Annotated in this window: 22 protein-coding genes; 4 read left to right on the top strand and 18 right to left on the bottom strand. The window is 70.0% G+C overall.

What is annotated here, in order from left to right; translation table 11 throughout:
* Positions 1-101: 101 nt before the first annotated feature.
* From VGB24_RS25160 to VGB24_RS25170, 3 genes are all read right to left on the bottom strand, one after another.
* Positions 102-683 carry an RES family NAD+ phosphorylase gene (locus VGB24_RS25160; protein ID WP_331075693.1) on the bottom strand — a complete coding sequence of 194 codons (582 nt, stop codon included), beginning with the start codon at positions 681-683 and terminating at the stop codon, positions 102-104.
* A 41-nt stretch (positions 684-724) separates the two neighbouring features.
* On the bottom strand, positions 725-1,192 hold the full coding sequence (locus VGB24_RS25165; protein ID WP_331075694.1) for an antitoxin Xre/MbcA/ParS toxin-binding domain-containing protein: 468 nt from the start codon (positions 1,190-1,192) through the stop codon (positions 725-727).
* Positions 1,193-1,740: 548 nt separating this feature from the next.
* Positions 1,741-2,892, bottom strand: a complete 1,152-nt coding sequence (locus VGB24_RS25170; protein ID WP_331075695.1) for a saccharopine dehydrogenase family protein — start codon at positions 2,890-2,892, stop codon at positions 1,741-1,743.
* 246 nt (positions 2,893-3,138) lie between these two features.
* Between VGB24_RS25170 and infA the strand changes: the two genes are divergently transcribed.
* Positions 3,139-3,354: a translation initiation factor IF-1 gene (infA, locus tag VGB24_RS25175; RefSeq protein WP_331075696.1), complete on the top strand. Its 216-nt coding sequence runs from the start codon at positions 3,139-3,141 to the stop codon at positions 3,352-3,354.
* A 108-nt stretch (positions 3,355-3,462) separates the two neighbouring features.
* On the opposite strand, the gene VGB24_RS25180 is transcribed toward infA, so the two are convergent.
* From VGB24_RS25180 to VGB24_RS25230, 11 genes are all read right to left on the bottom strand, one after another.
* On the bottom strand, positions 3,463-4,122 hold the full coding sequence (locus tag VGB24_RS25180; protein ID WP_331075697.1) for an HAD-IA family hydrolase: 660 nt from the start codon (positions 4,120-4,122) through the stop codon (positions 3,463-3,465).
* 63 nt (positions 4,123-4,185) lie between these two features.
* Positions 4,186-4,554: a hypothetical protein gene (locus VGB24_RS25185; protein ID WP_331075698.1), complete on the bottom strand. Its 369-nt coding sequence runs from the start codon at positions 4,552-4,554 to the stop codon at positions 4,186-4,188.
* Complete coding sequence (locus VGB24_RS25190) at positions 4,551-5,501, bottom strand: alkaline phosphatase family protein (protein ID WP_331075699.1); 951 nt, start codon at positions 5,499-5,501, stop codon at positions 4,551-4,553. Before VGB24_RS25190 ends, VGB24_RS25185 begins: the two co-directional genes overlap by 4 nt.
* A gap of 518 nt (positions 5,502-6,019) precedes the next feature.
* Positions 6,020-7,102, bottom strand: coding sequence for a lytic transglycosylase domain-containing protein (locus tag VGB24_RS25195; protein WP_331075700.1), 1,083 nt, complete (start codon positions 7,100-7,102; stop codon positions 6,020-6,022).
* 390 nt (positions 7,103-7,492) lie between these two features.
* Positions 7,493-9,052: a phospholipase D-like domain-containing protein gene (locus VGB24_RS25200; protein WP_331075701.1), complete on the bottom strand. Its 1,560-nt coding sequence runs from the start codon at positions 9,050-9,052 to the stop codon at positions 7,493-7,495.
* Between the two features lie 110 nt (positions 9,053-9,162).
* On the bottom strand, positions 9,163-10,047 hold the full coding sequence (locus VGB24_RS25205; protein ID WP_331075702.1) for a fructosamine kinase family protein: 885 nt from the start codon (positions 10,045-10,047) through the stop codon (positions 9,163-9,165).
* Complete coding sequence (locus VGB24_RS25210; protein WP_331075703.1) at positions 10,044-10,571, bottom strand: low molecular weight protein-tyrosine-phosphatase; 528 nt, start codon at positions 10,569-10,571, stop codon at positions 10,044-10,046. The genes VGB24_RS25205 and VGB24_RS25210 overlap by 4 nt, the downstream gene beginning before the upstream one ends.
* A complete protein-coding gene (locus VGB24_RS25215; protein ID WP_331075704.1) occupies positions 10,571-11,746 on the bottom strand; it encodes a LysM peptidoglycan-binding domain-containing protein in 1,176 nt (391 codons plus the stop codon). Before VGB24_RS25215 ends, VGB24_RS25210 begins: the two co-directional genes overlap by 1 nt.
* A 4-nt stretch (positions 11,747-11,750) precedes the next feature.
* Positions 11,751-12,431: a DedA family protein gene (locus VGB24_RS25220; RefSeq protein ID WP_331075705.1), complete on the bottom strand. Its 681-nt coding sequence runs from the start codon at positions 12,429-12,431 to the stop codon at positions 11,751-11,753.
* A gap of 129 nt (positions 12,432-12,560) precedes the next feature.
* A complete protein-coding gene (locus tag VGB24_RS25225; RefSeq protein ID WP_331075706.1) occupies positions 12,561-12,896 on the bottom strand; it encodes a type II toxin-antitoxin system PemK/MazF family toxin in 336 nt (111 codons plus the stop codon).
* Position 12,897: 1 nt separating this feature from the next.
* Entirely contained in the window at positions 12,898-13,119 is a 222-nt protein-coding gene (locus VGB24_RS25230; RefSeq protein WP_331075707.1) for a ribbon-helix-helix domain-containing protein, read from the bottom strand.
* Between the two features lie 100 nt (positions 13,120-13,219).
* Between VGB24_RS25230 and moeB the strand changes: the two genes are divergently transcribed.
* The 3 genes from moeB to VGB24_RS25245 all read left to right on the top strand — a co-directional run bounded on the left by moeB (position 13,220) and on the right by VGB24_RS25245 (position 16,053).
* Complete coding sequence (moeB, locus tag VGB24_RS25235) at positions 13,220-14,395, top strand: molybdopterin-synthase adenylyltransferase MoeB (RefSeq protein ID WP_331075708.1); 1,176 nt, start codon at positions 13,220-13,222, stop codon at positions 14,393-14,395.
* A gap of 361 nt (positions 14,396-14,756) precedes the next feature.
* On the top strand, positions 14,757-15,002 hold the full coding sequence (locus VGB24_RS25240) for a hypothetical protein (RefSeq protein ID WP_331075709.1): 246 nt from the start codon (positions 14,757-14,759) through the stop codon (positions 15,000-15,002).
* Positions 15,003-15,066: 64 nt separating this feature from the next.
* Entirely contained in the window at positions 15,067-16,053 is a 987-nt protein-coding gene (locus tag VGB24_RS25245) for a threo-3-hydroxy-L-aspartate ammonia-lyase (protein WP_331075710.1), read from the top strand.
* Positions 16,054-16,164: 111 nt separating this feature from the next.
* Here the strand turns inward: VGB24_RS25245 and VGB24_RS25250 are convergent, their stop codons facing one another.
* The 4 genes from VGB24_RS25250 to VGB24_RS25265 form a co-directional block, all read right to left on the bottom strand.
* Positions 16,165-17,772, bottom strand: coding sequence for an NAD(P)/FAD-dependent oxidoreductase (locus VGB24_RS25250; protein WP_331075711.1), 1,608 nt, complete (start codon positions 17,770-17,772; stop codon positions 16,165-16,167).
* A 322-nt stretch (positions 17,773-18,094) separates the two neighbouring features.
* The gene (locus VGB24_RS25255; RefSeq protein ID WP_331075712.1) at positions 18,095-19,498 is read right to left on the bottom strand and encodes an erythromycin esterase family protein; all 1,404 of its coding nucleotides are present in this window, start codon (positions 19,496-19,498) and stop codon (positions 18,095-18,097) included.
* Between the two features lie 90 nt (positions 19,499-19,588).
* The gene (locus tag VGB24_RS25260) at positions 19,589-20,038 is read right to left on the bottom strand and encodes a hypothetical protein (RefSeq protein ID WP_331075713.1); all 450 of its coding nucleotides are present in this window, start codon (positions 20,036-20,038) and stop codon (positions 19,589-19,591) included.
* A 101-nt stretch (positions 20,039-20,139) separates the two neighbouring features.
* Positions 20,140-21,195 (bottom strand): L,D-transpeptidase, encoded by a 1,056-nt coding sequence (locus VGB24_RS25265; protein ID WP_331075714.1) that lies wholly within the window; start codon positions 21,193-21,195, stop codon positions 20,140-20,142.
* Positions 21,196-22,147 lie beyond the last annotated feature (952 nt).

The following is a 22,147-nucleotide window of genomic DNA, read 5'->3' on the forward strand; positions in this document are numbered from 1 at the left end:
GATGCGGGAGCGGATGCATCCGCCGCAACAAAAGCGGAAAGCCTCCCAAACGGCCGGGAGGCTTCACGTCCAGGGATGCCGCAGATCGGTCCATGGTGCGATCATCCCTTCGCGACGCGCATCTTCAATTCCTCGGCGGCGGCGCGCACGACGGGATGGCCGAGGTGCAGCGGGTCCGGCGTGCCGTACCGGATCGCGAACCGGTCCACGCGGTTCATGTAGAGCACAGCGACGTGCCAGTGCCCACCAAATGCCGACCACCATCGGAAGCCAGGCACGCCGAAGTCGTCGTGCAGCGTTCGCGAGATGCGCTGGGTGATGGGCCTGTCCCGCGAACTCAGGTCGTCGGGGCGGATGCCGAACCGTATCAGCGTTTCCGGGTCGCCCAGGTCGGGCATCGCGTCGAAGATCAATTCGGGAATCCACGTTGGGACCACCGCGAGCGGGTGCTCCAGGCCGCCGGAGCGGCGCACCCGGCGCTTCAGGTGCCCGGGCCGGATCTCGCGCTTGCCCCGGAGCGGCTGCAGTACCTCCGCGAGGGCATGAGCGGGATCTTCGAGAGCAATGTAGAGGGTGGGAACGGTGGACAGATCGAAACGCCCGCCGGTCTGGGCTCCGGCGGGCAGCACGTACTGCGGAGTGAAGGGCTCACCCGGCGCGGCGGAGGCGTTCCACGGGAACACCCTCCAGAACGGGCCCTTGAACCCCGCGAGGGGAGCGCCCATCAGACAAAGGCGCCGTGTTCCGTTGCATTGACGGCCTGAAGCACCTCGGCCAGCGAGCCCTCGCGTAGCGCCTGGATGGGAGTACGCCCGGCTAAGGTGTGCTGCTCGCTCATCAGCCAATCGGGGATCACGTCAGGATCCAGGAACTCCGCGAGCTCCTGGACGACGACCGCGAGGTGCGACAGCAGTTGGCGGTTCTGCGGATTCGGCACGTCGGCGCCCTGTTTCCAGGCGATCAGCCGCGACCGGTGGACGCCGAGCAACTGCGCCATCTCCTGATCGCTCGAAAAGCCGCGGCGCGCCCGCAGGTAGTCAGCCATCGCAATCACCTGTTCTGCGCTCTTCTCGCGAATGTACCGCACCCGCTTGCGATTGAATTCGAGGACCGCCACGCCGCGCTCCGGCTGAAAATCACGCACGACCACCCGTGCTGTCCCGCCGGTCTCGTGAACGTCCGCGATGCTCATGAAGATCACCTCCGAAAAGGCTCCAGGCAAGGCCCATGTCGCGTGCGGGAGCGACGAAACACAAGCATTGATGAGGAATTATTTCAGCCTGTGTCGCATACTACGTACGACACATGCTCAATGTTCCCGCAGGTCCGCGTCGCCACAGGGCGAGAGGCCCGTCAGGCATGCACATGCCGTGGCGTTCCGGATGTGACGAGTCAGCGCTGCGCACCACGACGGCCGAAGCGGGATCGAATTCTCCCCTCTCCCGCTTGCGGGAGAGGGGCCGGGGGAGAGGGCAGCCGGGCGATGCGCCGGAGCAATCGAAGCGCATCCAGAGCTCGCCCGCGTCGCTTGGCCCGGAACCGAGCCCACGGTTCCGTCGTCGCTGCCGCGCCCAGGCTTATACGTGACGCAGGCCAGATCCCTTCGGCCCGCGAGGGGTGTGCTGCGGGTCGGGCCGGCGCGCTTGGGCCTCTGGATGACAGGTCCCAGTGGACGCGAAGAAGGCCCAGCAATTTGCCGGGCCTTCTTCAACGCACTCACGCACTCACGCACTTGCCGTTCTACCGAACCAGCCGGCTCTCCTGGATCACCACGCCGCGCTCCGCCAGCGCCGCGATGTACTCGCGCGCCGGCATCGCCTCGTCGGGGGTCCACACGCCCGGCTTGATCTTGCCCGCGGCCTGCAGGGCGCCGGTGATGGCCAGCGAGTAGCCCGTGGTGCGCATCATCGCCGTGATGCCGGTGTCGGCGTCGTACCGGTCCAGCAGGTCGAAGCGAAGCAGCACTTCGTCACCCTTGTCGGTGCCCTCCACCTCCACGCGCAGCGCCACCAGGTCCGGGCTCTCGCGGTAGTCCTTGCGCAGCGTGGGGCCTACGGTGGCGATGAACAGGTCGCGCGGCACCACCGGCACGCCCTTGACGTTCACCGGCTCCAGCCCGAACAGGCCGATGTCGCGCATCGCCTCCATCATCTTCGCGTGGCCGGGGTAGCGCAGCGTCTTGTACTCCATCGTGGGGATCTTCCCCTCGTACCGCTGCGCCATGGTCGACAGGCCGCCCGCCGTGTGGAAGGCCTCCAGCGTGCCCGCGCCGGGAAACTCGAGCTCCTCGATCTCGGAGAGCGCCTTCACCTGCATCTGCTTGCCGTCGCGGACGACCCACGAAAGCGTGGTGTAATAGTCCAGCACGCCCTCCAGGCTGTACACCACCTGGTAGTTCAGCGGCGGTTGCGGCTTCTGCGGCAGCCCGCCCACCTTGATGGTGACCTTGCGCACCACGTCCAGCTGCCGGATGCCGTGCTCGGCCAGGATGTTCACCATCCCCGGCGCCAGCCCGCAGTCGGGGATCACGCTCACGCCCGCCGCGGCCGCGCGGGGGGCCACGGCCTTCTGCTCGAGCACGATGTCGGTGTTGCCGCCTAGGTCGCAGAAGTGCGAGCCCGCCTCCACGGCCGCCACGCTCATCCCCAGGTTGAAGTAGTAGGGGAAGGCGCTCATGGTGGCCGACACCCCCTCCATCACCCGGCGAATTCCTGTGCGGTCGTTGGCGTCAACTGCAACAGGCGTCAGCCGCCCGCCGATGTACGGCTGCAGAAACGCGGGGAGGTTGTCGACGTTCAGGTCGGCAAGAACGACGTCGTGCTCCGTGTGGGCAAGGAGGTCGTAGGCACAGGCAGAGCCCTGAAGGCCCGCCCCCAGCACCAGCATCCGCATTTGCAGGCACTCCAGAGGTTGCAGGATGGGCCGGCGCCGGCCCGGGTTGGAGAAAGGCGCGCAAGATACTGCCGCGGCCGGGGGCGCGCAAAACCACCTGCGGCGGATACGGTGTGGTGCGTCCGCAAACGAATGGATCGCGAAACGAAAACCTTTCGGATTTCGGCGCGGCGCCTATATTTTTGGCCCTGGCCGCTCCCGGCCGAATCTCCCCAAATCCATGGATCCTGACAGGAGACCGATCCCGTGGCGAAGGACGTCATCGAGTTGCCGGGCGTCGTGACCGACGTGCTTCCGGACACCCACTTCCGGGTAAAGCTGGAGAACGGCCACCAACTGCTGTGCTACATCTCGGGCCGCATGCGAAAGAACTACATCCGCATCCTGGGCGGCGACCGGGTGACGGTGGAGCTGTCGCCCTACGACCTGACCCGCGGCCGCATTACGTATCGCTTCAAGTAGCGCTCGTTCAGCGCGTCCGACGCCGCCAATCTCACGACCGGCGGCCCCTGATCCGAATCCAACGACGACGGCCGTTCCGCGCGGGCGGCCACGCGAGTGCGGGCCTGCTCAGCCCAGCAGCGCCAGCACGTCCGCCTGCGCGTGCAGGAACGCGTCGGGGCCCGACTGCTCCAGCGCCTCGCGCGGAAAGGGGCCCCACAGCGCAGCCGCCGTGCGCGTGCCCGCCGCCTTTCCCGCAGCCACGTCGTGCGGCGAGTCGCCCACGAACAGCGCTTCCCCCGCGTCCACGCCCAGCCGCTCCAGCGCGGCGCGCACCGGGTCCGGGTGCGGCTTGGGATGCGCGACGTCTTCCGGGGTGATGATGGCGTCGAAGTGCGACACCAGGCCGCACAGCTCCATCCCCCGCATGGTGGCGCGGCGGTGCTTGCTGGTGACGATGGCCAGCGCGTAGCCCCGCCGGTCCAGCTCCGCGACGACTTCAAGGGCGCCGGGAAAGGGCCTCAGCATCTGGTCGTGCAGGCCGTCCTGGAAGGTGCGGTAGGTGTCGAGCATCGTCAGGGCTTCGTCGTCGCTGCGGGCGAAGCGGCGGAGCTGCGAATCCAGCGTCATCCCGAAGCCGCTCAGCCAGGCGTCGTCCGGCGGGCACTCGCCCAGGTGGGTGGTCATCGTGTGGCGATAGCACCGCATGATCAGCTCGGTGCTGTCTGCCAGCGTCCCATCGAAGTCGTACAGTACAGCCCGGATCGGGCGAGAAGTTCTGCGGGTCAAGCGAAGCTCACCTGTCGGTTCGGGGCTGGTGACCAGCGTCAGCGGTGCGACGGACGCGGATCTTCACCGGCCGTCGTCCCACTGGACTCCCATGAACACTTCAACGTCGCCGAGGGCATCCTCCGCGAATCCGCCTACCTCAGGGTCGGACAGCAGGGCCTTCAGCGCGGGCACGACCACGGCGACGTCGAGGTCGCCCGAGAGGCGGGCGACATGCCCCAGCGACGTCGCGGCGTTTCGTCGCACCCACACGTCATCGTGGGTCAGATGCTGCACCGCCTGCTGCTCCGCAAATCGCCAGTCTGGCCCGTGAAGCGCCAGCCGCAGGAGGGCGCGCCCGATCGTGGGCCCATCCCCGGACGCGATCGCTGCTTCGGCGGCCGATTGCGATATGGGAGCGAGTTCCTCGTATATCATCCCGTCTTCGCTCACCGCATCCTCCCTTTTCCATCGCCATCCTGACCGACCCCGAGCGCCACGAGGATCGCGGGCACCACGTCCGTGATCGACCGTACCGCCGCGAACGCCTCGCGCCCGGCGCCGATGGCGAGCACGGGGACGGGGTTCAGCGTGTGCCCGGCGCGCGTGTCTTCCAGGTTGCCGTGATCACTGCTGATCACCAGAAGGGCGTCATCGCGCAGCGCGTCCGCCAGTGCGGCGAGGAACGCGTCCACCCGCTCCACCGCGGCGACGGCGGCGGCGAGATCGCCCCGATGGCCCGTGTAGTCCGTGTCGTAGTGGGCGAACAGCGTGACGTCCGATTCCGCCGCCAGCCGCGCGAGCGTGCGGCCGGCTTCGTCTGGCGTTACCTGGGGAAAGTCGTCGCCCAGGCGTTCGCGCCACCGCTCGTTGGTGATGGACGACGCCACCGCGCGCCCCTCCGCCAGCTCGATGGGCCCGCGGGTGAGCGCGCCCACGGATTCCGCGACCAGCGGCGGCGCGGCCGGCCGGCGGAAGATGCGTGGGTCGCCTCCGCCCAGCGGGTACGCGTTGGCGAAGCTGACTGTCAGCCCGGCGGTCTGCGCGCGGCGGAGCAAGTTCTGCTCGGCGAGCATGGGCCGCAGGTCCGTGGGGACCCACGGTCCGAAGTGGCGCCCGTACTCGGCGGCAGCGTTGCGCCCGGTCAGCAGCGCTGTCTGTCCCGTTCCACTCTGAGGCAGCCCTTCGACGCCCATCGAGGCATCGACCGCGACCAGCACCGCCCGCTCGCTTACGATCCGGCCGCCAGCATCCAGGTGCTCGACGACCGGTCGGCGGCCGTCCAGCAATCGCTCGATCCCCGGCAGATCGGCCGCGGCGAACGGATTGTACGCCGCGTCGCCCGAGCCGATGCCCACGCCGTCCAAAAACACGAGCAGGGCGCGGCGGGGGATGGTCACGGGCGTTGAACTCGGGTGCGTGGACCGGCTTTGGATCGGGCGGCGGAATGTAGGACGGGGGCGGGATGGTGGGTAGGGCGCTCGGCGGGGACCTCCTGTTGGACACTGAGGCCCGGCTCTGCCGGGCGAATGAATTCGCTGCAACAAACACACGAAGTCCGCCTGCGCGGTCTGGCCTGTTCTCGTGTGGGGAGGACTGTATGGCGCGCCCAAGAGTGTGTGGCGGATCCCTCGGTCGCTGCGGAGTAGGGTGTGGCGGCGGGGTCGCCCGTGGCCGCTCCGTCGGGATGACAGGCGCGCTCGGCTGGTGCGGTGTGCGTGCAGGTGAAGCCCCGAGCGGGACGCGGCAGCGGCCCGAGTCGGGGCTTTCCGCTGTTCCAGCCGCGGGTTTACCCGCCCGTGGAGGGGGCGCGGCTACGATCCCGAGGCCTCGGCTCCGTCGGGATGACAGAAAGCCCGGCTCCGCAATCGCGGGCCGGGCTCTTTCGTTGACCGTCGTTACCGTTTCGACCGTTTCTTCAGGTCGGGATGCGCAGGCGCTGTCCCGGGCGGATGCCGTTCTGACGGCCCAGGCCGTTGGCGGCCTGCAGGCGCTTGACCGTGGTGTCGTACCGCCGGGCGATGGTCCACAGGCTCTCGCCGTTGCGCACCGTGTGGCGGCGGACGGCCGCAAGTCTGCGCTGCTCCGCCTGGCGGCGCTCCGCCACCTTCCGCTGCTCTTCCTTGCGCTCCACCTCGGCGCGGGCCAGGGCCACGCGCTGCACCGTCGCGAAGTTGGCGGCGTACTGGTCGCCGCGGCCGCGGGGGATGCGCACGCTGTACGGCTTGCTCCCAGGAGGCGTCATCGCCCGCACCAGGTGCGGGTTCATCCGCTTCAGCTCCGCCTCGCCCACGCCCACCGCTTCGGCCACCGTCGCCAGCTTCGTGGCGGCGGGCACCTCCACCTCGTCCCACTCCAGCGGCAGCCAGCGCTTCACTCCATCCAGGCCGTACTTGCCCGGCTCCTTGCCGATCAGCGCGGCGGCCACCATCAGCGGCACGTACTCGCGCGTTTCACGCGGCAGGCGGGCGCGGATGCGCCAGAAGTCGGCGTCCTTGCCCCGCTGGCTCCCCGTCGTGGCCTTCATCACCCGCGCCACGCGGCCCTCGCCGGTGTTGTACGCCGCCGCCGCCAGGTACCACGACCCGAACTGCTCGTGCAGGTCCGTCAGGTAGCGCAGCGCCGCGTCCGTCGACTTTTCCGGGTGCTTGCGCTCGTCCACGTACGCGTCCACGCGAAGGCCGTAGCGTTCGCCGGTGTCCTCGATGAACTGCCACAGGCCCACGGCCTGGGCGTGCGAACGGGCGGTGGGGTTGAAGCCCGACTCGATCATGGAAAGGTACAGCAGGTCCTCGGGCATGCCGCGCTCGCGCAGCTTGCCGCGGATCATTCCCTCGTACCGGCCGGAGCGCTTGAGGTAGAGCGCGTAGGCGTCCTGCTGGCTGCCCGTGGTGAAGATGCGCACGAACTTCTGCACCGGCTCGTTGCGCACTACCGGGATGTCCCACGAAACCTCCGAGACCGCCGCGGCGGCCTCGCTGACGATGCCACGCGCGGCCACGGAGCTTGCAGGCGCATTCGTGTCGTCGGCACCCGCGGCTGCTGCGCCAAGCACACAACCGATGAGCACGGCAACGGGCAATGCGGACCTGATCTCCATGCGGACCTCCTTGGGCTGCGCGTGTACGGCGGAAACTGCTGCGGTGCGCGGTGCGCGAGAGAGGGGCGGGCCTGGGAGCCCGCCGCCGGATGCGGGAAACGACTGGTCGCCGTTCCGCATCTAACTTACACGCACACATGGGTTTAGTCAACCGGAGGATGCAAGGATCCGGAAAAACCGGGCTCCGCGGGGCCTGGATGTTTCCGGATCTGAGGGAGGGATGCAACCCGTTTCTGCGCTTCGATTTAGCAGGCGCGGCGCCGATTTCGGCCGGTGGACGGCCGGGAGGGATCAGGGCGGATCGGCCCCGCGGCGCTGGGTGCGAATCCGCACGAACGCGGCGATGCCCAGGAGCGCGTAGAGCACGGCGCTGGGCCAGGCGATCACGGGGGGGACGAAGATGCCCAGCGCGGCGAGCCCCAGCAGGATGACGCCCCAGATGCTGACCCATCCCGAGTCTTCGCGGCCGATGGTGCGCTGGCCCACCAGCGCGCGGGCCAGCACCGACGCGGCGCGGGCCAGGCGGCCCAGGTAGCGGGCCACCCCGGTGCTGCGGTACGACCGCAACCGCGCCTCGCGCGCGGCGATGCGCGTGGGCGACTCGTCTTCTTCCGTGGGCTCCACCACCACGCGCTCCACGCTGCGCCGATCCCGCTTGGCCAGGGCGGGCACCCGGCGCGCGTTGCGCAGCCCCACCTCCACCGCCGACGTCAGGTCGCGCTCGAACAGCGCCTCCATCTCGGCCGCGAACTGCAGGTCGGTGACGGCCACGTCCAGCTCCCAGTTCCCGAGCAGCGACGCCAGGTTCAGGTTGCTGCTCCCCACGCGGCTCCAGAACCCGTCGGCCACGGCGGTCTTGGCGTGGATCATGGGCCCCTCCCACTCGAACAGCCGCACCCCCGCCTCCAGCAGCGGCCGGTAGCCCGCGCGCGACATTCCCCCCACGATTGGCCAGTTGTTGTACGCGGGCAGAAGCACGCGCACGTCTACCCCGTCGCGCGCCGCGGCGGCCAGTGCCTCGGCCATGGCCGGGGGAAGCACGAAGTAGGGATCGGTGATCCACAGCCGCCGCTCCACGCCCACGGCCACGAACTGCGACAGGCGGTAGATGCGGGAGCGCCCCGGCTCGCCCTCCACCACGCGGGCCGCCACGTTCCCCACCGTCTTCACCGTCGCCGGGTCCGGAAGCTCGTCGGGGGGAAGGTGCCCGCCCGCCGCGGCCCAGGTGGTGGCGAAGGCGCGGTCGATGACGGCCGCCACCGGGCCCCGGAACTCCACGCCCGTGTCGCGCCAAGGCGGGATGCCCGCGTCGGGATCGCCCGCCCACTCGTCGCCGATGCACATGCCCGACACCGAGGCCCACTCGCCGTCCACCGCAACGACCTTGCGGTGGTCGCGGCGCATGAAGTTCAGGGGATCGGTCAGCGAGACGGGGGCGAACGCGCGCACCTCGGCGCCTGCATCGCGCAGGGGCTTCCAGAACTTCCGCGGCGTGGCCCAGCACCCGATCCAGTCGTACAGCACCCGCACCTTTACGCCGGCGCTGGCCTTTTCGGCGAGCGCATCACGGAAGCGCCGGCCGATCCGGTCGTCGCGGATGATGTAGTTTTCCAGGTGCACGTAGCGCTCGGCGCGGTCGATGGCGTTCAGCCAGGCGCGGAACGCGTCGGTGCCGTCCACCAGCAGATGGGCCGTGTTTCCGCGCACCTGGGGAGCATCCGCCGAACGCATCATCGCCCGCTCGGCCATGCGCATCATCACGCGCATGGAGCCGGCGGACGCCTGCCTGGGCGCGCGCTCGGGCACGGCTTCGGGCGGGAGGAGCGGAAGGTCGGGAATCGTCTCTGACACACGCGGAGGGGTGAGGGTCCGTGGCAGGCTCCGCAAGCGGTCTGCCACGGGGAGGAATGGGAGTGTGAAAGTGCGTGAGTGCGTTAGTGCGTGAGTGCGTGAGTGCGGGATCAACGCGCCGTCTGCAGGATCGTGCGAAGGGTCTCCGCGGTCTGCCCTACGTACCCGCCGCCGAACAGGTTCACGTGGACGAGCAGGTAGTAGAGCTGGCAGACGGGCCGCCGCGCCTCGTAGCCCGGCTGCAGCGGCCAGACCTCGCGATACGCGGCATGGAAGCGGTCGCCGAATCCGCCGAACAGGTCCGCCATCGCCAGGTCCACCTCGCGATGGCCGCGGTACGTGGCGGGGTCGATCAGGGCGGCTCCCGCTGTGGTGGACAGCACGTTGCCGCTCCACAGGTCACCGTGAAGGAGCGACGGGCCCTCCTCGTCCGCCGGGCTGAGGACGGCGGGGAGGCGGTCGAACAGGCCCTCCCAGTCCGCCTCGCGCCCGGGGACGCGGCCCGTGCGGCGGGCGAGGTCCAGCTGTGGGCCGAGCCGCCGATCGCGCCAGAAGCCGGGCCACGTGTCGGCCGGCGCGTTCTGCTGCGCGAGCGAGCCGATGAAGTTGTCCTGCTCCCAGCCCCAGGATCGATCGACGGTGGCGCGATGCATCCGGGCGAGCCCGCGTCCCAGCCGCTCCAGGAACTCCGGCGAGCGGGCGGCCGGCTCCAGCCACTCCATCGCGAGCCACGCGGGCGCATCTCCCTCCGCCTCCGCGTGCGCAATCACACGCGGAACCACCAGCTCCGCCGCCTGCTCGCGGAGCCGGTCCAGCGCGAACGCCTCCGCCGCGAACATGCCGGCGGGTGACTGGGGATTGTACTTCAGGAAGACGGGGCCGTCCGCCGTCTCCACCCGCGCCCCGTGGTTGATGCACCCGCCTCCCACTGGCGTCGCGGAGCGGATGGGGCCCAGGTGCGCCTCCACGGCGCGGCGGAGGGCGCCCGGGATCACGGCTTCAGCCCGTGCTCCCGGACGATGTGGTCCAGCAGGCCGGCCGTGGCGCGCTCCACGATGTCGTGCACGTCCTCGAAGCCGCGGGGGCCACCATAGTACGGGTCGGGCACGTCGCCGTGAGCCGGATCGGGGTCCCAGTCGCGCAGCCGGCCGACCGTGGCCGTTCCGGGCGAGCGCTCGCGCAGGAGTTGGATGCCTTCCATGTTCTCGGCATCCATCGCGATCACGTAGTCGAAGCGGCGCAGGTCGGCCGCGACGAGCTGGCGGCTGCTTCCCGTCAGCTCGATGCCGCGGCGCTTGGCCGTTTCCGTGCTGCGGCGGTCCGGCGCCGCGCCGCGATGGTAGCCCGACGTCCCCGCCGAGTCGATCACGAATCGGTCCTCCAGCCCGCGCTCGCGCACCCTATGCCGGAACACCGCCTCGGCCAGCGGCGACCGGCAGATGTTGCCCATGCATACGAACAGCACGCGGATGCGCTCGTCGCGGGTGCCGGGCAGGTGCAGTTCCGACTGCTCCGCCATCAGTCCGGGGGCGGGATGGTCAGGCGCTGCCCCGTGCGCAACTGGTCGGATTCCAGGTCGTTGGCGTCGATGATGTCCTGGCGCGTAACCCCGTAGCGCCGCGCGATTCCGAACAGCGTCTCGCCGGGCGCCACCGTGTGCGTGCGGGTGGGCCGCGATCCGGTGCGGTTCGGCGTCCGGGATGCGGCCGGCGTCTGCGGCTGCGTCGCCGTCCCCTGCCCCGAGCCGGACGCGCGCGAGTCGCGGGCCGTCGCAGGGAGCCGAAGCACCTCGCCGACTTCCACGCTCTCCCAATCGACATCGGGATTCATCGCGCGCAACTGCGCCGCCGTCACGCCGTACCGCCGCGCGATGCCGAAGAAGGTCTCGCCCGCCGCGACGGTGTGCGTGGTGCGCCGCGTTGCCGATGTGGAGCCCTGCGCGGGGCGATTGGCGGGCGTGGTCGCGCCGGAGCCAGTCGTCGTGCGGCCGCCGGCGGGAGTCGTCGTCCCCGTGCGCCGTGAGGCGGTGTCGCGTGATGCGGTCCGCGTCTGGGAGGCCGTATCGCGTGATGCCGTGCGGCTCCCAGCGGAAGCTGTGTCACGACGCGCGGTCTGCCCGGTGTTGGTGCGCGTCGTCCCGGTCGGCGCCGTGCCTGTGCGGCGCGTGGACGTGTTGTCGCGTGACGCCGTGCGGCTACCGGTCGATGCCGTATCGCGCCGCGTGGTCTGGCCGGTGCTGGTCCGCGTCGTCCCGGTCTGTCCCGTGCTCGCGCGCCGGGTGGACGCGGTGTCGCGCGAGGCCGTGCGGCCCGAGGCGGTGCGCGCCGTGTCGCGAGCGGAAGTACGCCGTGACGCCGCCGTGTCGCTGGATGCCACGCGCGGCGCGGGAGCCGTTTCCAGCCACACGATCTCACCCCGGGGCGGACGGGGCGCTACCTGGCCGCTCGCCTGCACCGAAAACGGCCCACGCCCGCCGTCGCGCGAGAACGGCCCGGGACGCGGCACGCTGTCCGCCGCCGCCGTGTCGGCCGCCGCCTCGTCTTCATCCGCCTCGTCCTCGCGGGTGGAGTCGGACGGGGCGGGCTCGGCGAAGCGGATGGTGTCGCGCGGGGGGCGGCGGTTTGGCGTGCCCTGCGCCGCCGCCTCGGGGGCGGCGAGCGCGAGGACCAGGACCAGCAGGGCGATGCGGCGCATGGGGTCAGGCCTGGGTGGGCTCCGCCGCCGCCTGCTCGCGGCGGTGCTTGAGCCATTCGAGGATCGGCGGAACCAGCGAAACGAGGATGATGCCGATCACCACGTACTCGAAGTTGTGCTTCACGGCGGGGATGTTCCCGAAGAAGTACCCCGCGAACAGGAACGAGGTGATCCAGATCACGCCGCCGATGACGTTGAACGACAGGAAGCGCGGGTAATCCATCCGCGAAGCGCCCGCCACGAACGGCGCATACGTCCGCACGATGGGAATGAAGCGCGCCAGGATGATGGTCTTTCCGCCGTACTTGGCGTAGAACTTCTCGGTCCGGCGGAGATACTCCAGCTTCATCACCCGCGCGTCCTCCTTGAACACTCGTAGCCCCACCGCCCTGCCGATCTGGTAGTTGACGGTGTCGCCCAGCACGGCCGCCACCATCAGCACCAGCCACAGGATGATGATGCTGAGCGCCTGCTCGCCAGGCTGGTTGTTGGCGGCGGCGGTGATGGCGCCAGCCGCGAACAGGAGCGAGTCGCCGGGCAGGAAGGGGGTCACCACCAGCCCGGTTTCGCAGAAGATGATCAGAAAGAGGATCGCGTACGTCCACGCGCCGTACTGGCGAAGCATGTCCGCCAGGTGCACGTCGAGGTGACGGAAGTAGTCGAACGCCTGTTGAAGGAACTCCATTCCCAGCCGCCGTTCAGGTGATTGCCGCAGCGGTATACCCGCCGCAGCGCCGAATGGTATCGGAGGCGGAAGGGGGATTCAAGGATCGTGCTTGATAGCAGCAGGAACTCTGGGTGGTGGACGTGGAAGTCAGTTCCCGATGATCTCGTTCAGCCCTTCGATCACGCGTGCGACTTCCTCGGGCGAAACATCCGCCAACCGATCACCGATTCGCTCACTCGCGAGCGTACGAATTTGACTGATCTTGACCCACGATTGTTTGGGGAGCGATCCCGACGACAACTCCAGCGTCAGCGGAAATCCCGCTCGTTGCGGCTGACTGGTGAGAGCAACCGAGATCACCGTTCCCGAACGGTCGTTGAATACGTCATGGCTGAGGACCAGCACAGGGCGGCGACCAGCTTGCTCGCGCCCACGCACCGGGTCCAAATCGGCCCAGCGAACCTCACCCCGACGGATTCGCACGTCAGTACTCCGGCCAGTCCGCTAGGTCAGATCCAAGACCTTCCTCGGCGAGCGCCCGCTCCTCCTGGGGATCCAGGCGTGCGCACGCTGCGGCGAGGCGCGTTCGCTTGAAGCGCGTCAATTGTTCAGAAACGGCCGCTTCAATGGCTTGGCTGCGGTTCGCGAATCGACGCTGCTGAACGAGCCGATCGACTTCATCCAGGAGGTTGGCCTCGAGCGTCACTGCGATCTTTGATTTCGGCATGGTAGGACGTTATGTCATACCCACGCATCGGTCAAGAGGATTGGTTGCCCTGACCCGCGGCGGCCCCTAACCTGTCGCCATGAGCGAGCACGGACTTCCCACGCTGTCGGCCGACGAGCACCAGCGGTACAGCCGGCACCTGATCCTGCCCGAGGTGGGGCCGCAGGGGCAGCGGCGGCTGAAGGCCGGGCGCGTGCTGCTGGTGGGGGCCGGTGGCCTGGGGTCGCCCGCGGCCATGTACCTGGCCGCGGCGGGGGTGGGAACGCTGGGCATCGTGGAGTTCGACGTGGTGGACGCCAGCAACCTGCAGCGGCAGGTGATCCACGGAACGTCCGACATCGGCCGGCCCAAGCTGGATTCCGCGCGCGACCGTATCGCCGAGATCAACCCCCACGTGGTCGTGGAGCCCCATTCCGTGCGGCTGACGTCGCAGAACGCGCGGGAGATCATCCGGCGTTACGACGTGGTGATCGACGGCACCGACAACTTTCCCACGCGCTACCTGGTGAACGACGCCTGCGTGCTGGAGAAGAAGCCGTACGTCTACGGCTCCATCCTGCGCTGGGAGGGCCAGGCGTCCGTGTTCGCGGCCGAGGGCGGCCCCTGCTACCGCTGCCTCTTCGCCGAGCCGCCCCCGCCGGGGATGGTGCCCAACTGCGCCGAGGCCGGCGTGTTCGGCGTGCTGCCCGGCATCGTGGGATGCGTGCAGGCCCTGGAGGCGCTGAAGCTGCTGCTGGGCACCGGCGACACGATGGTCGGCCGGCTGCTGCTGTTCGACGCGCTACGGATGAGGTTCCGCGAGATGCGCCTGCGCCGCGACCCAGCGTGCCCCGTCTGCGGCGACAACCCCACCGTTCACGAGCTGATCGACTACGAGCGCTTCTGCGGATACGAGCCGCCGGGCGCCACACCGGAGAACGACATGTTCGGCGTGCCCGAGATCACCCCGTCGGAGCTGAAGGAACGCCTGGATCGGGGCGATAAATTGACGATCATCGACGTCCGCGAGCCCCACGAGTGGGAGATCGGCAACCTGCAGCCGCAAGGCGCCCGGCTGATTCCCATGGGCGAGGTTCCCGAGCGGCTGGACGAGATCAGCCAAGACGACGAGGTGGTGCTGCAGTGCCGCTCCGGCGGACGCAGCGCGCAGGTCCTGCACTTTCTGCGTGCGCAGGGTTACGAGCGGCTGCTGAACCTGAAGGGCGGCATCCTGGCGTGGTCGGACGAGGTGGACCCCAGCATTCCGAAGTACTGAGGGGAAGTGCGGAAGTGCGGAAGTGCGTTAGTGCGTGAGTGCGGAAAACACGTAAGCGTGAGTCGGCGCGATGTCATCCCGATGGAGCGGCCACGACCAGCCTGTCCATGCACCACAGATGGCAGCGACTGAGGGATCCGCCACACACTGCGCGACCCGCACCGAACCACGCGCACGTCTCATCCCGAAGCGGCCCCGCCCTGAGCGGGTGAACCCGCCGCTGGAAAGGCGGTAAGCCCCGACACGGGCCGCTGTCGCGTCCCGTTCGGGGCTTCAACCGCACGTGGGGGCAGGTCCGGCGGTGCAGCAACGACGGGGCCGGCGACAGGGCAGGCGAACTCAGCGCAGGCGAGGATCTTAAGTGAAGATGGCGAGATATGCGGTGGTGCTGGTGATGATCGTCATCGGGCTGGTGCTCGCCCTCGACGTCGCGTACTACGTGCATGGTTCCCTCGAGGAGTTTCCCGAGGCGGAAGATCACGAGAAGGTCCGGACGGTAGCCGGTTTCATCGCCGTGGTGCTGCTTGCGCCCGAGGCGATCCTCTGGTTCGTTCTCCGGCGGTTGGGGAAAGCGCGACACGTTGCCCCACCCGGCGCCGCGGCCTGACACGCGCCGGAGCAGGTCCGAAACCATTCGCCCCCGGGCGATCACAACATCCCGATTGGATTCGATGTCGCAGTCCGACCCGCAGCCCCAATCCATCGTGCTTCCCACCGCCGAGGACGTACGCGATGCCGCCAACCGCCTGCGCGGCGTGGCCCATCACACGCCCGTGATGACCTCGCGCACGTTGAACGAACGGCTTGGCGCGCACGTGTTCTTCAAGTGCGAGAACCTTCAGCGTGGCGGCGCGTTCAAGTTCCGGGGCGCCTACAACGCGGTCTCCAAGCTGTCGGACGACGAGCGTGCGCGCGGCGTGCTTGCGTACTCGTCGGGCAACCACGCACAGGCCGTGGCGCTCACCGGCCGCATCCTGGACGTGCGCACCGTCATCGTCATGCCGGACGACGCGCCTGCCGCCAAGATCGAGGGCACCCGCGGCTACGGCGCCGAGGTGATCCTGTACGACAAGGAAACCACCTCGCGCGAGGAGCTGGCCGCCCAGCTTCAGCAGGAGCGCGGGATGACCCTAGTTCCGCCGTACGACCACGCCGACGTGATCGCCGGGCAGGGCACGGCCGCGCTGGAACTGATGGAAGAGGCGCCGGACCTGGGCGTGGTCATCACGCCCTGCGGCGGCGGCGGGCTGCTGAGTGGTTCCGCCCTGGCCGCCCGCTCACTGCGGCCGGGCATCCGCGTGGTGGGGGTGGAGCCGGAGCTGGCGGACGACGCCACGCGCTCGTTCCGCACCGGCACCCTGCAGTCGGTCCGCAACCCGCCCACCATCGCCGACGGGCTGCGCACACCGTCGCTGGGCCGGCTGACGTTTCCGCTGGTGCACGCCCACGTCAGCGACATGCGCACGGTGAGCGAGGAGGCCATCGTCGAGGCCATGCGCTTCCTGTGGACGCGGATGAAGCTGGTGGTGGAGCCCTCGGGCGCCGTCCCGCTCGCCGCGCTGATGTCGGATCCGGGTGCCTTCCGCGGCGAGCGCATCGGGGTGGTGATCAGCGGTGGAAACGTGGACCTGGCGAACGCCTGCACGCTGCTGGCATAGCGGTGCCTCGAGGGCGCGCGGGCTGTCGAGCATCACAAGCATGTGCACACAGCAAATCGGGGCCGGCGGATGATCCGCCGGCCCCGCGTGGTTCCGCGCCTGCCGTGATGCTCAGGCTGTGGCGGCTGGAGCGGGCTTCCGGGCGCCGAGGAGTTCCTGGGCCACGATGTAGCCCGATCCGCCGTTTACGCCGTGCCCCGGCCAGGTGGCGGCGCCCAGCATCAGCACGTTGGGCACCGCGGTGCGGTGGCTGGGCTGGCCCGCCAGCGGGCGGAACAGGTAGCTCTGCGCCACGTCGTGCGAGCCGCCGTACGGGTCGCCCGGGCCCGCGTTGGGGCTGAAGGCCGCGATGTCGCCGGGAGAGATCACGTGCATCCCCAGGATGGCGCCGGGCACGTTCGGAAGGTGGCGGCCCACGATGTCCACCAGCCGGTCGGCGTAGCGGCGCTTCAGGTCGTCCGTCCAGGTGCCGTCGCCCACGTCGATGGTCCCCGCCGCGTCGCCCTTGGGCCGGTTGGGGATTTCGAGCACCTGGATGCGCAGGATGGACTTGCCCTCCGGCGCCCGCGACGGGTCCAGGTTGGTGGGGCAGTCGATGGAGATGGTGGGGTTCGCCGGCAGGTACCCGTTCAGCGCCTGCGTCACGTGCTCGGCGGTGGCGCCCATGCCCCGCGTCAGGTGCGGCTGTCCCGTCCGGGCCATCCGCTCGTCGGCCCAGCGCGGCGCCTCGGAGAGGGCAAGCTGGATCTGCACGCAGCCGCGTCCGTAGCGGTACTTGCCCGCCTGGCGCACCAGCGGGGCGGGAACGTCGGCGCCCTCCAGCAGCTTCAGGTACAACTGGTCGGGGTTCACCGACGCGACGACGGTGCGCGCGTGGATCTCCTCACCGTGCGCCGTCCGCACGCCGGACGCGCGGCCGTTCCTGACCAGGATGCGCTCCACCGGGGTGCCGGACCGCACCACGCCGCCGCGGTCCTCGATCAGCTTCACGAGCGACTTGGCCAGCATCTCCGACCCGCCGACGGGAATGGCCATGCCGCCGCCCATCAGCGCCATCAGCGTCAGCGGCACCCAGAACCCGCCGTTGGCGCCGTCCGGCGTGCGGCCCAGGTGCATCACCCAGGGCGCCACCATCGCGTGGAAGACGTCGGAGCGGAAGCGGCCCTCCAGCACGTCGCGCGCGCTGGTGAAGAAGTCGGCGGCGAACTCGGTGAAGCCGGGGCCATCCGGGTTCACCATCAGCCGCCGGATGGTCTTGCGCGCGTCGTCCGAGGCCAGGTCCTGGTTGAACAGCCCGAACACGTCGCCGGCGTGCGCGCCGAACTCCTGCATCATCGTGGCGAACGCGGCCCCGTCGCCGGGCGACAGGCGCTCGCACTCCGCCACCGCCTCGGCGAAGTCCACCGGGAACAGCGCCGTGCGCCCGTCCTCCATCGACACGCCCGTGGGGTACGCCGTGTTGACGTAGCGCAGCCCCCGCTCCTGCAGCTCGGGTCCCAGGTCGGCGTACGCCGCGCCGGTCAGGAACAGCGGGTGCGCGGCGGAAAAGGTGTCGTGCTTGAAGCCGGGAAGGGTCAGCTCGTCGGTGCGCACCAGGCCGCCGGGACGGTCGTTGCGCTCCAGCACCAGCACGCTCTGCCCGGCGCGGGCAAGGTAGGCCGCGGCGACCAGCGCGTTGTGGCCGCTGCCGATGAAGACGGCGTCGAATTTATTATCCATGGTGTGCCTCTGCGGTCGTTGGGTCGTGGATCGTCCCTCGGCGGGTGGGGAAGGCAACGGGCATTCCGGGCGGGAGCGGCGGCCGGCAGAATGCTAAGTCGTTGCCGGACAACGACAGGGTGCGGATGGAACTTCGGGGCGACGTGTGGCGCCGTGGCCGCATGCGGGACATGCGCTCCACGGCACCCGATAGCGCGAAGGGCGTGCAATGGGTCACACGCACCAGTCTGCGTGTGAGCGCCATTCCTCCAGCCGAATGTGTCCGCAACAGCGGAGGCCCCGCGGACGAGCCTCGGCGGCGCGCCCGCGGGACCGGATGGGATCAGCGGATGCGCAGCGGCGTAACGGCAGTGGTGCTGTCCACGTGGATCACCGCGTCGAACTGCTTGGACATGACTGCGTTGAAGTAGTGGCTCTGCCGCTCGGTGCGTGGCGCGTAGATCACGCCCACCGCCCGCTCCAGCCGCGGCTCGCCCAGCACCCGGCTCAATTCTTCGCGCCCGCGAAAGGTCAGCAGGAACGCGGGGAGGCCCGCACGATGGAAGAGGCCGGAGTAGCTTTCCGGCAGCGCGGGGTTCAGCCGGCGCAGGCGGCCGGGCGCGTCCCACTCCTCCGCCGCCAGCACCGTTCCGGCGTAGGTGGTGAAGCCGACAAGGAACGAGCGCTCCGCGTACGCCTGCCGCATCAGCTGGCCCACGTTCAGCTCGCCCCCGGAGCCCATCTCCGTCATCCGCGCGTCGCCGCTGTGCGTGTTGTGCGCCCACACCACCACCTTGGGCGTTTTGCCCTGCGCCTCCAGGTGGATGATGATGGATTCCAGCGTCTGCGCCATGTGCCGGTCGCGCTGGTTCCACGACGTGGGCCCGCCCTCGAACATCACGCGGTAGTACTCCTCGGCGTTCCGCACCACGCGCGCGTGCTGCATGGCCGAGAACAGCTCGTCGTCGGCGCGCGTGTCGGCGCCCGTGTGCGGGTGCGCCCGGTAGCGCTCCTCCATCTCCACGGCCTGGGCGACGGCCTGCTCCCGGCAGAGCGGACGGCCGGCGCTGGTGGCGGCCATCCCGTACTCCTGCGGGTTCGGCCGATGGCGCGAGAAGCACGCGTAGCGCTGCCGGGCGCGCGCCGCCGCGGCGGGGTCCGTCCGTGACAGGAAGGAGACCACCGAGTCGGCGGACTCGTAGAAGCTGTAGACGTCCAGGCCGTAGAACGACACCCGCTGGTCCGCGGGGTGTGACTGGTTGTGGGTGCGCAGCCAGGCGGCCAGGTCGCGGATGTCCGCGTTGGCCCACATCCACTCGGGGAAGCCGGATACGAAACCCGCCAGCGCCTGCTCGGGGGTGGCCGCGCCGGGCTCGCCGTGGATGAAGCGGTCCACGCGCATGGCGTCGGGCCACTCGCCCTCGATGGCGACGGCGGTGAAGCCCTTGTCGCGGATCAGCCGCTGGGTGATGCGGGCACGCTCGCGGTAGAACTCGTGGGTGCCGTGCGTGGCCTCGCCCAGCAGCACGAACCGCGCGTCGCCCACCTGCGCGATCAGCGAATCGTAGTCCGTTTCCGCGCCGGTGAGGGGGAGGGCCGCCGCGCGGACGATCTCCACCGCTTCGTCCACCTCGCCCGGCCGCGGGGCCGCATCCGCTGCGGCCTGCCCCCCGCCCGAGTTGGCGCAGGCCCCCAGCAGCGCCATCCCCAGCGCGGCCATCGCCCGTTCCAGCCGTTTCGATCGCATTGCAAACGCCTCCACTCCAAGGATTTAGGAGGTGGAGGCGAAGGCATGCCGCGTACCAGCGCGGGAGCAGCGAAGGGCCGCTCCGCGCGATCAATCCATCGGCGAGTATTCCACGGTGAACGCGTTGGAAACGGCCTCGTCGAACCGGCTGGAACCCGGGGTGTCGGTCGCGCGGACGCGGATGCGGTAGCGGCCAACCCCCACGCCCGCCGCCGAGCGCACCGAGTCTCCGGGCCGCACCTCCATCGGGCCGCTTTCATAGATGGCCGGGCAGATGCCGCTGCCGCCATACGCCTGGCGCCAATCGCCGCCCTCACGCCGATCGACGGCTACGATGACCTGGGCGCCGCAACGCGGAAGGTAGATGGACTCGTCTCCCTCGTTCGTCACGGTGAACCAGACAGCATGGACGAAGCTGATGGGGTTCGCGACGTACTCCTCCTGTTCGGTGCGCACCGTCAGCTCGGGCCCGCTCGAGCCGAAGGGCGAACTGCAGGCGGCCAGAAGGATGAGCGGCAGCGCGGACAGGATTCTCTTCATTCGGTTGTCTCCAGGCTCTCGGTGCGGGATCCGGGGATACAAACGAACGAGCGCCCCGGGATGCGACACCCCGGAGCGCCCGCCATCCGCCATCCGCGCCGTCAGCGCACGGCCAGGCCGTTGCGCTCGCGATATGCCTGCTCCGCCGAGGCCAGCGCATCCCACGAGCGCTGCGAGGCGCGGCGCAGCACCTCGCGCGGCGCGCGCCGCGTGGGCCATGGCGCGGCGGCGGTGTTCACGTCGCCGGGAAAGAGGGCCAGGCTGCCGTCCACGATGGCGCGGGCCACCACTTCGCGCGTGGGTCGATCCAGGTTTGCCATCACCGCCAGGGTGCGCAGCGCGCCCTGCGCGAAGGCATCGGTGACGAAGGTGGCGTATTCCTCCCGCAGCGCGCCGGTGCCCAGGTCGGGAAAGCGCTCCAGCAGCCCGGCGAGCGCCTCGTCGTCGCCCTCCTTGGTGCCGCGCAGCAGGAGCACGCTGGCCACCAGGGGCCAGCGCGTCTGCGCGCCGCGGGCGGCCACGGCCGCGAACAGCTCGTCGTCCAGGCGGTCCAGCAGGTCGTACGTCTCCTGCTCCTCCAGCTCCACGATGAACGGGTCGCGCGGAGGCGGGATCCGCTCGCCATTGGCGCCCGTGCGGCGTGTGGAAGTGGAGGCGGTCTGCCGGGGCGGCGCTGCAGGCGCGGCGTTGCGCCCGCCAATCATGACGATCTCGGTGCCCACCTGCACGTTGTGGAACAGGCGCAGCGCGTCGGCGTTGCTCAGGCGGATGCACCCGTGCGAAACGCGCTGGCCCAGCAGCTCGGGCTTATCGGTGCCGTGGATGGCCAACCCCTGCCCGATGAACACGCCGGCCGAGCCCAGTCCGCGCGGAAAGCGGCGCGCGTCGGAGTTGGGGGGCGGCACGCGCAGCCCGTTCTCGATGAAGTACCAGTCGGCCGCGATCCAGTCCGGCTCCACCTGCTTGTGGGTGACGTGGAAGGTGCCGTTAGGCGTGGCGAAGTCCCACTCGCCGCGGTCGTGCTCCAGCCGAAGCCCGGTGCCGGTGCCCACGGGCGCGGACCACAGCACCCGCCGCCCCCGGGCGAAGTACAGGCGATTGGCGTCCAGGTCTACCACCACCGCGTAGCCGCCCCGCGACAGCGAGCGCGATCGCACGCGCGCGAGCGGGTTCTGCGCCTGCGGAGCCGCGTCCGCGGGGCGCGTAGCAGGGGGCCGCCGCGTGGGTGCGGCGGGCTCCTCTGCGCGGCGGCGTGGGCGCTGCTGCGCGTCAGCCGGCGGTGCGGAGGCGGCCGCCACGCCCGCCGCCGCGAGCGCCAGCACGCTAGCACGGCGAAGAAGAAAGAAGGTGTTGCGCATACTTCCGCGGGGTACCACGTGAGTCAGCCGTCTGCCCCGTCCCTGGGGCAATCGGCATACCCGCCGCGCCACGTGGTTGTTTCCTCGGCGCCGCCCTCCACGTCCCCCCGCGACCTGTCATCCTGAGGCCCAGGCGCGCCGCACTCACCCGTAGCACAGACGACGCGGGCCGAAGGATCTAACCGCGGACCCGTACAAGCCGGGCGCGGCAGCGGTCACGGCAGCCGAGGCCTCGGCTGCCGTGGGGCCCTCACCCGGCCGCGCTGACACGCGTGCCACCCTCTCCCACAAACAGCGTGCCAAACAGCGTGGGAGAGGGGTACACTTCAGGGTTGCTGTGCGTCGGGAGCGTGTGACGGAGAGCCCCGGTCCCGCTGGGGCGACTGAAGTCGCGGCAACAACGGCCCAAAGTCCGCCTTCGCGGACTGCACGCACAGTGGATTGCGCCGGGCCAGCCGAAGCGCGATCGAATTCTCCCTTTCCCCCGCTTGCGGGGGAGAGGGCCGGGGAGAGAGGGCGGCCAGGGGCATGCGCCGCGACCCCCGAAGCGCACCGTTCCTCGCCCTCGTCGCTGTAGAGTGCGCGAGCCCGGCCGGAGCGCGGTGCAGGTCTCCCCCTCCCCTGCGAAGCGGGGGAAGGGGGCCGGGGGGAGGGGGCTCTCGCGGCATGCAAGGCAGCCGGTTGTCCCCGCCCGAAGTTCTCCCCTCTCCGCATGCGCAGCATGCGGGGAGGGGCCGGGGGAGGGGCCACC

The organism is Longimicrobium sp. (assembly GCF_036399935.1).
GTDB lineage: Bacteria > Gemmatimonadota > Gemmatimonadetes > Longimicrobiales > Longimicrobiaceae > Longimicrobium.

Bases quoted from the DNA above. Each gene is read 5' to 3' on its own strand.
- VGB24_RS25245 (WP_331075710.1), top strand. From the start codon at position 15,067: ATGTCGCAGTCCGACCCGCAGCCCCAATCCATCGTGCTTCCCACCGCC.
- VGB24_RS25255 (WP_331075712.1), bottom strand. From the start codon at position 19,498: ATGCGATCGAAACGGCTGGAACGGGCGATGGCCGCGCTGGGGATGGCG.
- VGB24_RS25260 (WP_331075713.1), bottom strand. From the start codon at position 20,038: ATGAAGAGAATCCTGTCCGCGCTGCCGCTCATCCTTCTGGCCGCCTGC.
- VGB24_RS25210 (WP_331075703.1), bottom strand. From the start codon at position 10,571: ATGGCGGAGCAGTCGGAACTGCACCTGCCCGGCACCCGCGACGAGCGC.
- VGB24_RS25170 (WP_331075695.1), bottom strand. From the start codon at position 2,892: ATGCGGATGCTGGTGCTGGGGGCGGGCCTTCAGGGCTCTGCCTGTGCC.
- VGB24_RS25165 (WP_331075694.1), bottom strand. From the start codon at position 1,192: ATGAGCATCGCGGACGTTCACGAGACCGGCGGGACAGCACGGGTGGTC.
- VGB24_RS25220 (WP_331075705.1), bottom strand. From the start codon at position 12,431: ATGGAGTTCCTTCAACAGGCGTTCGACTACTTCCGTCACCTCGACGTG.
- moeB (WP_331075708.1), top strand. From the start codon at position 13,220: ATGAGCGAGCACGGACTTCCCACGCTGTCGGCCGACGAGCACCAGCGG.
- VGB24_RS25250 (WP_331075711.1), bottom strand. From the start codon at position 17,772: ATGGATAATAAATTCGACGCCGTCTTCATCGGCAGCGGCCACAACGCG.
- VGB24_RS25215 (WP_331075704.1), bottom strand. From the start codon at position 11,746: ATGCGCCGCATCGCCCTGCTGGTCCTGGTCCTCGCGCTCGCCGCCCCC.